Origin of the sequence: Hydrogenophaga sp. (assembly GCF_965657535.1) — a bacterium.
Classification (GTDB): Bacteria; Pseudomonadota; Gammaproteobacteria; order Burkholderiales; family Burkholderiaceae_C; genus Hydrogenophaga.
The window spans coordinates 119659-133463 of record NZ_CBFHOP010000002.1; the positions used below are offsets into that span (position 1 = coordinate 119659).

Here is a 13805-nt window from a genome sequence, read left to right on the forward strand (position 1 = left end):
CCCTGCTCCACCGGCACACCCCCGTGTGTCGCGCGACCGGCGTTTTTCTTACACGGTGGACCTGAAGGCCTTACCGGGGCACCAAGCGCAGCAGTTGGCCGTTTCGGTCATCGGTCAACAGGTACACGAAGCCGTCGGGGCCTTCGCGCACATCGCGCACACGTTGGCCCAGGTCGGGCAGCAGCTTGTCTTCCTTCACCACGCGGGTGCCGTCCAGCTCCAGGCGCGCGAGGTAGCGGAATTTGAGCGAACCCACCAGCAGGCTGCCCTGCCAGGCTTTGCCATAACGCTCGCTTGTCAAAAACGCCATGCCCGACGGCGCAATCGACGGCGTCCATTGGTGCAGTGGCTGTTCCATGCCGGCTTTTTCGGTCAGGCCCTGGCCAATGGTGCCGCCGCCGTAGTTTTCACCGTAGGTGATGACGGGCCAGCCGTAGTTTTTGCCGGCCTCGGGGCGGTTGATTTCGTCGCCGCCCTGCGGGCCGTGCTCACTGACCCACAAGCGGCCATCAGTGCCGAGCGTGGCGCCTTGCGGGTTGCGGTGGCCCACGCTCCAAATGTGGGGCAAGGCGCCGGAGCGGCTGCGAAACGGGTTGTCGGGGTGAGCGCTGCCATCGGGCAGCACCCGCACCACTTTCCCGTGGTGGTTGTCCAGCGTCTGGGCGTCGTTCATGCGCTGGTAGCGGTCGCCCAGGGCAAGAAACAGGCTGCCATCGGTGGCCTGCACGATGCGGCAGCCAAAGTGCAGCCGGCTGCTGACCTTGGGCTGCTGGCTGAAGATGACCTTGAGGTTTTCAAGCCGGCTGGCGTCGGCAGACAGGCGGGCCGAGGCCAGTGCGGTGGAATTGCCGCTGCCCTGCACCGCCGGCTCGCTGTAGCAAAAGTACAGCACGCGGTTGCGGACAAAGTCGCGGTCGGTGATGAGATCGAGCAAGCCGCCCTGCCCCACCGCATCCACCGTGGGCACACCGGCCACGGGCTCGCTCAGCGTGCCGTTGGGCGCCACCACGCGCATGCGCCCGGGCCGCTCGGTCACCAGCATGCGACCGTCGCCCAGAAAGGCCACGGCCCAGGGGTTTTGCAGGCCAATGGCTACCACCTCGGTGCTCACGCTGCGGGGCTGGGCCAGTGCAGCCCCGCAGCTGAACAAGCCAGCGCACACCGCCACAGCGGCAAAGAGCTGGCCTGTGCAGGCAGCGGGCAGGGGCAGGGGCAAGGATTCAGAGCGGATGAGGCGTTTCAACATGGTGGTCTCCGTGGGGTGCACTTGAACAGCTTACCCATGGAGGCGCACGCGGGCGCCGGGTTCCCCGAAGACCCCCACAGGGCCGAATCGCCGCCGGCGGCGATGACGGTGTCTTCCACCGGGTGACCACGTTGATGGCAGGCACCACAGCGGGCGGTTTTCAACGTCTTTGCTGCAACCCGCGGCGAGGCCGACAGTGGGCAAAAAAAGGGGCGCGTGCTTTCATCGTTGTCCCTGGTGTGCAGAAAAAAGAGCTGAAAGGCACGCGGCCAGCGCGCTCGGCCACGCGGGCGGGTTGCGGTGCCTGCAATACGCCATGCGCCGTGGCGATCAGTTTGAACACACTTTGGCCCGGCAGGCCGTTCACGTCTGTGCGGCAGCCGACCCAAGCCCTGCGCTGCTGCGGTGTGAGCGCTCGGACGCTGTCAGCCCAGCAAGGCCGCCAGCCCGCCGTCGGCCTCAAACCGCTGGTTGCGGTAGGTCAGCCGCGTGGGCCCCGGCCACACCCGTTCGGGAATGCTGTGGCGCGGGTCGCCGGGGTAACAGATCACGCGACAACCGGCCTCGTCAAACGGTTCGGGTGCGATCAGCGCGGGTCGTCGGCTGCGGGCGGCGGCCAGCACCTGGTCCACACTGCCCAGCCGGCTGAAGTGGCTCAGCGTCATGATCTGCGGCGGCGCCAAATCGATCTCGCCGGCCCAGTAGCGTTCCAGTCCGGTGCGCGGCGCCAGCCACACGGCTTCAGTGGCTTCGAAGGTGCAATGTTCGGCGGCCTGCCCCTGCGGTGCAGCGGCCACAAAAAAGCGGGTGTCAAAGCGCTTGTTGGTGACCGAGGGCACACGCGGCGTGATCCAGCGCGACCAAGGCACCAGACTGGAAGCCGCCAGCGGCAGGCCCAGCTGCTGCAGCGCGCCGGCAAACCCCAGGCCAGCGAGCGTGTGCGAGCGAATCTGCTGCACCAGGCCCGGCGCCGCGCGCCCCTGGCCCAGCAACAGGCCGCACTCTTCAAAGGTTTCGCGCAGCGCGGCCACATGCAGGCCCAGGGCGGTGGGCAGGTCCAAGCCGGGCTCACCCAAGGCGTGCAGCAAGGCCTGCGCGGGCAGGTCAAGCGCAGCGGCGTCCACCTGCTGGTCGGCCACATCGAGCTTGCCGCCAGGGAACACGTGCACCCCGCCCAGCACTCCCGAATTGCCGTGCCGGCGCACCAGCAGCACCTCCAGCCCGCTGGGGCTATCGCGCACCACCATCACGGTGGCTGAGGGCACGGGCGGTGTGTGAACGGTGTCGGAATTGATCGGTATGGCCATGCGCGCATTGTCGTTCGGCACCTCCTGCGGCTGTGGCACGCGCAAGACAGGTCACCCGCATTCACCCCCGTACCACAGGGGACAATTGCCAGGCCGTGGCGCCCATTGCGGCAACTGGAAACAATGCACAGGCCAGTATGTCCTGGCCGAGTTGGAGTTTTGTCATGAAAAAGTTGTTGTTGTCTTGCGCGCTGGTGTTTTCAGGCGCGGCCATGGCACACGGTTGCCCCGGCGAAATGAAAGCCATCGATGCCAAGCTGCTGACCAAGCCCGCCCTGGCTGCTGCAGACCAGGAAAAAGTGGCCGCGTTGCGCAGCGACGGTGAGCGCCTGCACAAAGCGGGCGAGCACACCGCGTCCATGAAAGCACTGGCCGACGCCAAGAAGATCCTGGGTCTGTAAACTTCCGTGGCCTGGCTGATGCACGACGCGCATCACGTCGGGAAACTGTCAATGAAAACCTGAAAAAACGCGTCCAGTGGGTTGAAAGACCCACGCCATTGCTAGGGGTGCCCCGCTTGTTTCGGGGCTGAGAAATACCCTTTAAACCTGATCTGGGTCATGCCAGCGTAGGGAAGCAAACACCGCCTCACGGCGCGTGCCCGCATCACCGCACCTGACATGCCCGCTTTTTTGCAAAGCTGATGTATGTCATTGCCCGCTGATTGCGCCGCGCCCGCACACCCTTCTCTCCTTTCCCCGGCCGACCTGTGGGCCGACGTGCAAGCCGTGCGCCAGCAGGCGCCGCTGGTGCACAGCGTGACCAACTTCGTGGTGATGAATTTCAACGCCAACATGCTGTTGGCCGCGGGCGCCTCGCCCATCATGGCCCACGCGGTGGAAGAAGTGCCCGACATGGTGGGCATCGCCCAGGCCGTGGCGGTCAACATTGGCACGCTGGACGCGCAGTGGGTACCGGCCATGGCGCTGGCGCTGCAAACCGCACGCTCGCTGGGCAAACCCGCCGTGCTGGACCCGGTAGGCGCTGGCGCTTCGGCCTACCGCAACCGCACCCTGGCTGACCTGCTGGCCCAAGGCCGACCCAGCATCATTCGGGGCAACGCCTCGGAAATTTTGAGTCTGGCCGGCGTGGCGGGTGCGTCGCGCGGCGTGGACAGCGCGGCAGCATCGGGTGACGCGTTGCACAGCGCACGCGCCTTGAGCGAGCAGTTCAACTGCGTGGTGTGCGTGTCGGGCGAAAAAGACTACGTGCTCGGGCCAGCGGGCGCCTGCGCCGTGCTGGCCAATGGCCACCCCTGGATGACCCGGGTGACCGGCGTGGGCTGCTCGGCCACCGCGCTGGTGGCGGCTTTTGCGGCGGTGCAGCCCAACGCCTGGCGGGCTTGCACGTCGGCCATGGGCTTTCTCGGTGTGGCGGGCCAGCTGGCTGCGCACCGGTTGGCGGCACAGGGCGGCGGCGTGGGCAGCTATGCAGTGGCCCTGCTGGACGCCGTGGACCAGCTCAGCGAAGCCGATTTTCTGGCCACCCTGAGTCTGCGGGAGGGCCAGGCATGACAGCCCATGCGCTGCGCGCGCAACTGGCGCTGTATTGGGTGACCGACCCCGCAGGAATGGATGAAGCCACTTGGCTGCAACAGGTGCACGCCGCCGTGCGCGGGGGCGTGAGCTGCGTCCAGCTGCGCAGCAAAACCGCCAGCACCCGCGAGCTGGTGCGCTGGGGCCATGCGCTCAAGACGCTGCTGGCCCCGCACGGTGTGCCGCTGGTCATCAACGACCGGCTGGACGTGGCCCTGGCGGTGAACGCCGAGGGCCTGCACCTGGGCCAGAGCGACCTGCTGCCCGCCGACGCGCGGCGCCTGATGCCCGCCGGCATGTGGCTGGGCTGGTCCATTGAGCGGCTGGAGCAGCTCCAACTGGCGCAGGCACAACCGGTGGACTACCTGGCCATCAGCCCGGTGTTTGCCACCCCCACCAAGGGCGACGCCGCCGAGCCACTGGGGCTGGCGGGTGTGCGCTGGGCGCGCCAACACACCGCTTTGCCTTTGGTGGCCATTGGCGGCATGCACGTCGGCTGCCTGGCCGAGGTGGTGGCTGCCGGCGCCGACAGCGTGGCCGTGGTGCGCGCCATCAGCGAAGCGCTCGACCCCCAGCACGCGGCGCAAGTGCTGCGCGGGCTGCTGGACAGCGCGCTGGCGGCCCGGGTGGCCCCGGCCGAAGCGCGCACCGACCGTGAAAGCCCCCCACAGCCCCGTCTCACCGTGCCGCGCGTCCTGTCCATCGCGGGTTCCGACTCGGGTGGCGGCGCGGGCATTCAGGCCGACCTGAAAACCATCGCCGCGCTGGGTTGCTTTGGCACCACCGCCATCACCGCCGTCACCGCGCAAAACACCCTGGGCGTGAGCGGCATCCACGCGCTGCCCGCCGCGTTTCTGGCGCGCCAGATCGACGCCGTGCTGAGCGACATCGGTGCCGACGCGGTCAAGATCGGCATGCTGCACGACGCGGCCGTGGTGTCGGTGGTGGCGCAGGCGCTGGGCCGCCATGCGGTGCGCCATGTGGTGCTGGACCCGGTGATGGTGGCCACCAGCGGCGACGTGTTGATGGCGCCCGACACCATGGGCGTGCTGGTGGAAACGCTGCTGCCCCAGGTGAGCCTGGTCACCCCCAACCTGGACGAACTCGGCCTGCTGTGCGGGCAAACCATCACCACCGAAGCACAGGCGCTGGACTGCGCACAACAGTTGCTGCGCCGGGGTGCCCGCGCCGTGCTGGTGAAGGGTGGGCACCTGCCCGGCGACACCGTGGTGGACACCCTGGTGGACACCCAGGGCGTGCGCCTGCGGCTGGCTGCCCCGCGCATTGCCACCACCAACTTGCACGGCACGGGCTGCACGCTGTCTTCGGCGATCGCTTCGTTTCTGGCCCGCGGCTGCACGCTGGACAAGGCCGTCACCCGTGCCCACGCCTACGTGCGCGCGGCTTTGCACGCCTCGCGCCAAATTCACTGGGGCCAGGGCCATGGCCCGCTCAACCACACCCACGCCCCCGTGGCGCTCATCACCCAACCGGAACCCCACCATGCTGCTTGATTCTTCCCCCATCCTCGTCACTGGCGGCGCGCGCGGCCTGGGCGCTGCCATTGCCCGCAGCCTGCACCGCCACGGCGCGTCGGTCGTTATCAACTACCACCAAAGTGAGCAGGCCGCCCACGCGCTGGTGGCCGAGCTGGGTGAACGCGCCTGGGCCTTGCGGGCCGATGTGCGCGACGCAGCCCAGGTGCAGGCCCTGGTGGCGCAGGCCCAGCGCCTGGCAGGCCAGCCGCTGGCGGGCGTGGTCAACAACGCGCTGGTGGGCTTCTCGTTCAACGGCGACGCCCGCGACAAGCTCGACACCATCCGCTGGGAAGCGTTTGATGCCCAGCTCAGGGGCGCGCTGCAAGGCGCGTTGAACACCCTGCAAGCCTGCTTGCCGGGCTGGCAGGCACGCGGCGGCGGCAGCGTGGTCAACGTGGGCACCAACCTGTTTCAGAACCCAGTGGTGCCCTACCACGACTACACCGCGTCCAAGGCCGCGCTGCTCGCCCTCACCCGCACCGCTGCCCACGAGTGGGGCCCGCACGGCATCCGGGTCAACATGGTGTCCGGCGGGCTGCTGCGCACCACCGACGCCAGCCGCGCCACGCCCGACTTTGTGTTTGACCTGATTGCCAGCGAGACGCCGCTGCGCCAGGTGAGCACGCCCGAAGACTTTGCCGACGCGGTGGTGTTTTTCATGAGCGGCCTGAGCCGCGCCGTGACGGGCCAAAACCTGGTGGTCGATGGCGGGCTGGTGATGAACTGAGCCTGCTCAGCCCAGGGCGGGGAATACCACCCGGGCCACAAGCCCGACGCGCAGGCGTCAAGCACAACTGCGCCCCGCTGATTAAGATGCGGGCAAACCGACCCACCTACACAGGAGACACCCCCATGTTTGACACCGCCATTGCTGGCAGCCTGCCCAAACCCGCCTGGCTGGCCGAGACCGAAAAACTCTGGCCACAGTGGAAGGCGCAAGGCGCCGAGCTGCAGCAAGCCAAGGCCGACGCCACGCTCTTGTGGATCAAGGCGCAGGAAGACGCCGGGCTGGACGTGGTGGGCGACGGCGAGCAGGCGCGTCAGCACTTTGTGCACGGCTTTCTGGAGCAGGTAGAAGGCATCGACTTTGAGAACAAGGTCAAGATGGGCATTCGCAACAACCGCTACGACGCCATGGTGCCGCAGGTGGTGGCGCCGCTGCGCCTGAAGGGCCGGGTGCACGCCTTTGAAGCCCAGCTGGCCCGCGCCCACACCAAGAAGAAACTCAAGTTCACCCTGCCCGGCCCCATGACGATTGTGGACACCGTCGCCGACCGCTTTTATGGCGACAAGGTGAAGATGGCCATGGCCTTTGCTGAGCTGCTGAACCAGGAAGCGCTGGCGCTGCAGGCCGACGGGGTGGACATCATCCAGTTCGACGAACCAGCCTTCAACGTCTACATGGCCGAGGCGGCCGAGTGGGGTGTAAAGGCGCTGGAACGCGCCGCACAAGGCCTCACCTGCACCACCGCTGTGCACATTTGTTATGGCTACGGCATCCAGGCCAACGTGGACTGGAAGCAAACGCTGGGCGAAGAGTGGCGCCAATACGAACAGGTGTTTCCGGCGCTGGCCAAGAGCAGCATCCAGCAGGTGAGCCTGGAGTGTTTTCACTCGCACGTGCCGCCCGACCTGATGAAGCTGCTGGAAGGCAAAGACGTGATGGTGGGCGTGATCGACGTGGCCAGCGACGTGATTGAAACACCCGAACAGGTGGCCGACACCATTGGCCTGGCGCTCCAATACGTGCCCAGAAAGCACCTGATCGCCTGCACCAACTGCGGCCTGGCCCCCATGAGCCGCGAAGTGGCCCTGGCCAAGCTGGACGCCCTGGCCAAAGGCGCTGCCCTGGCCCGCCAGCGCTACGGAGACTGACCCATGCCCACCCCGCTGCCTGGCCCGCTGCCACGGGCCGAACCGGCCGACCTGGGTCTGTGCCCAGACCGCACTCAGCGCCTGCTGCAGGCGCTGCAAGCCGAGGTGGACCGCAACCGACTGCCCGGTGCTGTGGTGCTGTTGGCGCGACACGGCCGCGTGGCCTTGTTTGAAGGCCTGGGTCTGCGCGACCCGGCCAGCGGTGCGGCCATGGCGCGCGACGCGGTATTCCGCATCTATTCCATGACCAAACCCGTGGTGTCGGTGGCGGCCATGATGCTGGTGGAGCAAGGCCGCCTGCTGCTGAGCGACCCGGTGGCCAAGCACCTGCCCGAGTTCAGCGACCAGCGGGTGGCGGTGGAAACCGCCGACGGGCTGCAACTGCAACCGGTGGCGCAGCCGGCCACCGTGCAAGATCTGCTGCGCCACACCGCCGGGCTCACCTACGAGTTTCTGGGCGAAGCCCACGCCCAGCAGCGTTACGCAGAGGTGCACATTGCCTCCCGAGAGCGCAGCAACGCCGAGTTCAGCCGCACCCTGGCGGCGCTGCCCTTGTACCGGCAACCCGGCACCGAATGGGCCTACAGCCGCGCCACCGACGTGCTGGGGCGTCTGCTGGAAGCGGTCACCGGGCAGACGCTGGGCCAACACCTGCGCGAAACCATTTTTGAGCCGCTGGGCATGGTGGACACCGCGTTTGTGGTGCCCGAGGCCGACCACGGCCGACTGGCCGAACCCTTCGCCCACGACCCCGACGGGGGCGTGCCGCTGCGCGTGCTCGACCCGCGCCAAGTGCCCGCCCTGGAAAGCGGAGGCGGCGGGCTGATGTCCACCACCGCAGACTACGCTCGGTTTTTGCAATGCCTGCTGAACGGCGGCACACTGGGCGGCATGCGCCTGCTGGGGCCGCGCACGGTCGAATTTATGACCGCCGACCACCTGGGCACCATCCCCAGCCACGACCCGCTGCTGCCGCCCGGCCACGGCTTTGGCCTGGGCTTTGCGGTGCGCACGGCCGCCGGCCTGGCCAGCATGCCCGGCTCGGTGGGCACTTACCACTGGGGCGGCATTGCGGGCACCACCTTTTTTGTGGACCCGGCAGAAGACTTCTTTGGCATCCTCATGACCCAAGCGCCCAACCAGCGCGACCACTACCGCCTGCTGTTTCGCACGCTGGCTTACGCGGCGTTGGTGGACTGAGCGGGCTTTGCTGGCGGCTGCCAGCGAAAAAACATGGGGTACACCTTTTCCACCACCGGACCGTTGAAGTCCCAGGCCAGGCACTGACCCAGGTGCATGGGCGGTCGGCCATCAGCCGGTGGGGCAAACGAAGCCGAACGGGTTTGAAACGCCGCCGTGGCCAAATTGAACAGCAGTTCGCGCAGGTGGGTGCAACCCTGCACGCCGCCCAAGTGGCGTTCAATGGTTTTGCGCCAGCCGCGGCCCAGCGTCTCACCCACCAGCTCCTGCATGGGCGGCACCGCCTGCGGGCAGGGGTCGTGCGGGTGGGCATCCATGGCCACAGCAATATCGCGGATCACCATCTCGTCGTCCAGCGTGACGCGGATGTGCATGTGATGGATGGCTTCGTGCGGCGCCCACTCGCCCTCGCCTTCGATCTCGAACGCATGGGGCTTGCTGTCATGCATTTCGCCTTCAATGTCCCACAAACCATCGTCGCGCTGAAACCCCCGGTATTCGACGCGGCGGGTGTGCATGGGTTGGCGGGACTGGGGGGTGGGCAATGGCAAAACGGAACCTCAATGAAACAACGTAAACGTTGATTTTCCTCGATTCAGCATGGGGGCGTACACCACGGATTCCCAAGACGCCTGTCGGAATGGGGACGCGAAGAACATGAAATACCGGTTGCGCGCCTACCTGGCGAGCCGATTTCTGGCGATCCATGCGTCAACGTGGTAACGGCTGAAAAAATGCCCCCCACGCCACGGTTTGGCACCCACAAAGGTGGTCGACTGCATGGCTGGCGCTTTGAACGCACACACCAGACCAAGGACGAAGTCTGGGTCTAGCTCTGGCACAACAAGGTCTACACACACCCGACGCTGTCTTGCGTCAGCCCGATGCTGTTTGAGAAAAACAGGCCTGCCGCCCACTCCAGACAAGCCAGCTCATGAGGTCGGTCACGGAATATGCAGCCGAGGCACAGGGTGACTGGAGCGGATAAAAAGCCCGATAGCGGGATAGCGGGATAGCGGGATAGCGGGAGGGGACGTTGGCACAAGACCGGGCCAGATCCACCGCCCACCCTGGCGCACACCAAGCTCGGGCACCTGCGCTGCTGTGGCGCAGGGGCTCGCTATTCAAGCCGCGCCGATGTTGGGCACCAAGGCGCCAGCGTCTTGCCCGCCACGCAAGGCAGCGGTGAAGGCCAGCATGCGGTCAATGGGCTGGCGGGCGCGGGGAATCAGGGCGGGGTCCACGTGGATCTGGTTCAGGCCGTGTTCCAGCACCTGGGCCACGCCAGCCAGGCCGTTCATGGCCATCCAGGGGCAGTGCGCGCAGCTTTTGCAAGTGGCGCTGTTGCCGGCGGTGGGCGCTTCCAGAAACACCTTGCCGGGGTTTTGCTGGCGCAGCATGTGCATCATGCCGTTGTCGGTGGCCACAATGAACTCGGGCGCATCCATCTCGCGGGCGGCCTGCAAAATGCCCGAGGTGGACCCCACGGCGTCGGCCAGGGCAATCACATCGGCCGGGCTTTCGGGGTGCACCAGCACCTTCGCCAGGGGGTGCTGCTTTTTCATAGCCTCCAGCTCGAAGGCTTTGAACTCGTCGTGCACGATGCACGAGCCCGTCCACATCACCATGTCGGCGCCGGTTTCGCGCTGGATGTAGCTGCCCAGGTGCTTGTCGGGCGCCCACAAAATCTTGTGGCCTTTGTCTTTGAGCGCGCGCACGATGTCCAGCGCGCAGCTGCTGGTGACGAGCCAGTCTGAGCGCGCCTTCACCGCCGCGCTGGTGTTGGCGTACACCACCACGGTGCGGTCGGGGTGGGCGTCGCAAAACGCGCTGAATTCGTCAATGGGGCAGCCCAGGTCGAGCGAGCAGTTGGCGTCCAGGTCGGGCATGAGCACGGTTTTTTCCGGGCTCAAGATTTTGGCGGTCTCGCCCATGAAGCGCACACCCGACACCACCAGGGTTTGCGCGGCGTGGTCGCGGCCAAAACGGGCCATTTCCAGCGAATCGCTGACGATGCCCCCAGTCTCGATGGCCAGGTCTTGCAGGTCGGGGTGCACGTAGTAGTGCGACACCATCACCGCATTGCGTTCTTTCAGCAGCCGCTTGATGCGCTCCTTCAGCTCGGCGCGCTGCTTGGGGCCAGGCTCCACCGGCACGCGGGCCCAGGCGTGTTGGGTTGGGCAAGCGGGTTGTTCGTATTCGACGTCGATCACGGCGGCTGAGGCGTCGGCGGTGGTGTCTGAGGTGTTCATGGCTGTCTGTTTCAAAGCTGCGGCGGGCGCTTGGCTGAAGTGTTAGAGGGCTTCAAAGCGCATGGAAAAGTCAACGGCCTTCACGTCTTTCGTCAAGGCACCAATGGAGATGCGGTCAACCCCGGTTTCTGCAAGCGCGCGCACGGTCTGCAAGTTCACGCCGCCCGAAATTTCCAGCACGGCGCGACCTGCGTTGCTGAGCACGGCGGCCTGCAGGGTCGGAATGTCCATGTTGTCCAGCAGCACCATGGTGGCGCCACAGGCCAGCGCTTCGTTGAGCTGGGACAAGGTTTCCACTTCAATTTCCACAAAGCGCGCCTGGGGCGCGGTGTCTTTTACCCGCTGCAGCACCGCTGCCACGCCACCGGCGGCGGCGATATGGTTTTCCTTGATCAGCACAGCGTCGTACAAACCAATGCGGTGGTTCACGCCGCCACCGGTGGTGACCGCGTATTTCTGCGCCAGCCGCAGGCCGGGCAAGGTTTTGCGCGTGTCCACAATCTGCGCCCGGGTGCCCGCCACCGCAGCCACGTAAACGGCGGTTTTCGTGGCCACGGCCGACAACAGTTGCAAAAAGTTCAGCGCGGTGCGCTCGGCCGTCAGCAGTGGCTGGGCCAGGCCCTCAATCTCGAGTACCACCTGGTCGGCACTGCAGCGCTGGCCCTCGGCGACATGCCAAGTCAGCCGCGCTTGCGGGTCCAGCGCCCGCACCGCGGCCTCGACCCAAGGGGTGCCACACATCACGGCATCTTCGCGTGCCAGGATGCGCGCCCGGGTGCGCCGGGTCGCATCGACCAGGGCGGCCGTGAGGTCACCGGTGCCCACGTCTTCAGCCAACGCGCGCGCCACATCGGCGCTGGCCAATGCGGCCAGATCGGAGGGAGTAAATTCAGACAGGTGTTTCATGGGACGCAAGCATAACGGGATCGAATATAGTGCCCCCATTCTGAAAGCCATGCCACCAACCCGAGGGACACCGACATGAGCACCCCCCCATCTGCCGCCCCCATGGCCACGCCTTACGGCACCTTGCCAGCTGCTTCGCCGCTACCGCAGCGCAAGCCGGTGAGCCTGCCCAGGATGATGGAAATGCGCGAGCGAGGCGAAAAAATCACCATGCTCACCGCCTACGACGCCACCTTTGCGGCGGTCGCCGACGCCGCTGGCGTGGAATGCATCCTGGTGGGCGATTCGCTTGGCATGGTGTGCCAAGGCCTCTCCAGCACCGTGGGCGTGACGCTGGATACCATGCGCTACCACACAGAAAGCGTGGTGCGCGGCCTGCAGCGCGTGCAAGCCACGGCCTGGGTGATTGCCGACCTGCCCTTTGGCAGCTACCACGAAAGCAAAGAGCAGGCGCTGCGCAGCGCGGCCGACCTCATGCGCGCTGGCGCCCATATGGTGAAGCTGGAAGGTGGCGGCTGGACAGCGCCGACTGTGCACTTTCTGGTGGAACGCGGCATTCCGGTGTGCGCCCACCTGGGCCTCACGCCACAAACCGTGCACGCACTGGGCGGCTACCGGGTACAGGGTCGCGGCGACGCCGCCGCGCTCACACTCAGGCGCCAGGCCTTCGAGCTGCAAGACGCCGGCGCCGCCATGCTGGTGCTGGAAATGGTGCCGGCCGTGGTGGCCACCGAAATCACCGCCGAACTCAAGACCTGCCACACCATCGGCATTGGTGCCGGCAAAGGCACCGCAGGTCAGGTGCTGGTGATGCACGACATGCTGGGCATCAACCTGGGGAAAAATCCCAAGTTTGTGCGCAACTTCATGGACGGTGCAACCAGCGTGCGCGAGGCCATGGCGGCTTATGTGGCTGCGGTGAAAAACGGCAGCTTTCCGGACGACCAACTCCACGCCTGGTGAACAGGACCACCACCGCCGTGCTGCGCGCGACCCCCTCAAGGGGGCAACAGCTGCCGCCTGGCAAAGCCAGCCCGGCAGTGTTTCTTGGCAACCTCCCCTCTGTCTGATATGAAACTCGTTCACACCATTGAAGACCTGCGCGCGGCGCTGAAACCCTTCAACTCCCCCGTTTTTGTGCCCACCATGGGCAACCTGCACGACGGGCATCTGGCGCTGGTGCGCACCGGCAAGCCCCTGGGCGACGTGACGGTTTCGAGCATTTTCGTCAACCGCTTGCAGTTCGCCCCACACGAAGATTTCGACACCTATCCGCGCACCCTGCAGGCCGATTGCGCACGGCTGGAGCAAGCCGGTTGCGACGTGGTGTTTGCGCCTTCCGAAAAGGAGCTGTATCCCGAGCCGCAGGGCTTCAAGATCCATCCGCCCGCCGAGCTGGCCGACATCCTGGAGGGGCACTTCCGCCCTGGGTTCTTCATCGGCGTCAGCACGGTGGTGATGAAGCTCTTCAACTGCGTGTTTTCAGAAGCCAAGGGTTCGCGCCACGCACTGTTTGGAAAGAAGGATTACCAGCAACAAATGGTGATCCGGCGCATGGTGCAGCAGTTCGCGCTGCCCGTCACCATCGTGGCCGGTGAGACCCAGCGCGCGCCCGATGGGCTGGCACTGAGCTCGCGCAACGGCTACCTGAGCGAAGCCGAACGCGCCGAGGCGGTGCAGCTCTCGATGGCGCTGCGCGCCTTGGCCCGCGACGCGCTCGCAGCGGCCGGATCCTTGCCCGACAAGCGCGAATCGCTAGAGGCGCAGGCCATGCGCGCAATGGCTTTGCGTGGATGGGGGCCTGACTACCTGACGGTGCGCCGCCGGGTAGACCTGCAGCCTCCGCGGGCCGAAGACGCGATCACCCCGCAATCTCTGGTGGTACTGGGCGCCGCGCGCCTGGGCAGCACGCGCCTGATTGATAACTTCGAGATTTAAAGCCCCCG

The 13805-nt window shown here is 66.4% G+C and carries 13 protein-coding genes, 1 pseudogene and 1 riboswitch; of the genes and pseudogenes, 9 read left to right on the plus strand and 5 right to left on the minus strand.

The window, feature by feature from the left end:
- Window positions 1-70: 70 nt before the first annotated feature.
- On the minus strand, window positions 71-1246 hold the full coding sequence (locus ACTG4K_RS03270) for a PQQ-dependent sugar dehydrogenase (RefSeq protein WP_439112769.1): 1176 nt from the start codon (window positions 1244-1246) through the stop codon (window positions 71-73).
- Window positions 1247-1671: 425 nt separating this feature from the next.
- Window positions 1672-2553, minus strand: coding sequence for an NUDIX hydrolase (locus ACTG4K_RS03275; RefSeq protein ID WP_439112770.1), 882 nt, complete (start codon window positions 2551-2553; stop codon window positions 1672-1674).
- Window positions 2554-2717: 164 nt separating this feature from the next.
- Here ACTG4K_RS03275 and ACTG4K_RS03280 point away from each other — a divergent pair, with 164 nt between their 5' ends.
- From ACTG4K_RS03280 to ACTG4K_RS03310, 7 genes and pseudogenes are all read left to right on the plus strand, one after another.
- Complete coding sequence (locus tag ACTG4K_RS03280; RefSeq protein ID WP_439112771.1) at window positions 2718-2954, plus strand: hypothetical protein; 237 nt, start codon at window positions 2718-2720, stop codon at window positions 2952-2954.
- Window positions 2955-3047: 93 nt separating this feature from the next.
- Window positions 3048-3145, plus strand: a riboswitch (TPP riboswitch).
- Between the two features lie 55 nt (window positions 3146-3200).
- Window positions 3201-4067, plus strand: a complete 867-nt coding sequence (thiM, locus tag ACTG4K_RS03285; protein WP_439112772.1) for a hydroxyethylthiazole kinase — start codon at window positions 3201-3203, stop codon at window positions 4065-4067.
- Window positions 4064-4666 (plus strand): annotated as a pseudogene (gene thiE, locus ACTG4K_RS03290) (thiamine phosphate synthase); the annotation flags it as partial. The gene thiM and the pseudogene thiE, both read left to right, overlap by 4 nt.
- Before the next feature lie 105 nt (window positions 4667-4771).
- A complete protein-coding gene (thiD, locus tag ACTG4K_RS03295) occupies window positions 4772-5602 on the plus strand; it encodes a bifunctional hydroxymethylpyrimidine kinase/phosphomethylpyrimidine kinase (RefSeq protein WP_439113130.1) in 831 nt (276 codons plus the stop codon).
- Window positions 5592-6353, plus strand: a complete 762-nt coding sequence (locus tag ACTG4K_RS03300) for a 3-oxoacyl-ACP reductase (RefSeq protein ID WP_439112773.1) — start codon at window positions 5592-5594, stop codon at window positions 6351-6353. The genes thiD and ACTG4K_RS03300 overlap by 11 nt, the downstream gene beginning before the upstream one ends.
- A 125-nt stretch (window positions 6354-6478) precedes the next feature.
- Window positions 6479-7501, plus strand: coding sequence for a methionine synthase (locus tag ACTG4K_RS03305; RefSeq protein WP_439112774.1), 1023 nt, complete (start codon window positions 6479-6481; stop codon window positions 7499-7501).
- Between the two features lie 3 nt (window positions 7502-7504).
- Entirely contained in the window at window positions 7505-8701 is a 1197-nt protein-coding gene (locus ACTG4K_RS03310; protein WP_439112775.1) for a serine hydrolase domain-containing protein, read from the plus strand.
- Here ACTG4K_RS03310 and ACTG4K_RS03315 read toward each other — a convergent pair.
- The 3 genes from ACTG4K_RS03315 to nadC form a co-directional block, all read right to left on the minus strand.
- Window positions 8680-9219 (minus strand): DUF2889 domain-containing protein, encoded by a 540-nt coding sequence (locus tag ACTG4K_RS03315; RefSeq protein WP_439112776.1) that lies wholly within the window; start codon window positions 9217-9219, stop codon window positions 8680-8682. The genes ACTG4K_RS03310 and ACTG4K_RS03315 overlap by 22 nt on opposite strands.
- Window positions 9220-9825: 606 nt before the next feature.
- Complete coding sequence (nadA, locus tag ACTG4K_RS03320; protein ID WP_439112777.1) at window positions 9826-10953, minus strand: quinolinate synthase NadA; 1128 nt, start codon at window positions 10951-10953, stop codon at window positions 9826-9828.
- Window positions 10954-10995: 42 nt separating this feature from the next.
- A complete protein-coding gene (gene nadC, locus ACTG4K_RS03325) occupies window positions 10996-11859 on the minus strand; it encodes a carboxylating nicotinate-nucleotide diphosphorylase (RefSeq protein ID WP_439112778.1) in 864 nt (287 codons plus the stop codon).
- Between the two features lie 75 nt (window positions 11860-11934).
- On the opposite strand from nadC, the gene panB reads away from it, so the two are divergent.
- Together panB and panC are read left to right on the plus strand one after the other, a co-directional pair.
- Entirely contained in the window at window positions 11935-12822 is an 888-nt protein-coding gene (panB, locus tag ACTG4K_RS03330; protein ID WP_439112779.1) for a 3-methyl-2-oxobutanoate hydroxymethyltransferase, read from the plus strand.
- Between the two features lie 108 nt (window positions 12823-12930).
- Window positions 12931-13797, plus strand: a complete 867-nt coding sequence (panC, locus tag ACTG4K_RS03335; protein WP_439112780.1) for a pantoate--beta-alanine ligase — start codon at window positions 12931-12933, stop codon at window positions 13795-13797.
- Window positions 13798-13805: the final 8 nt, after the last annotated feature.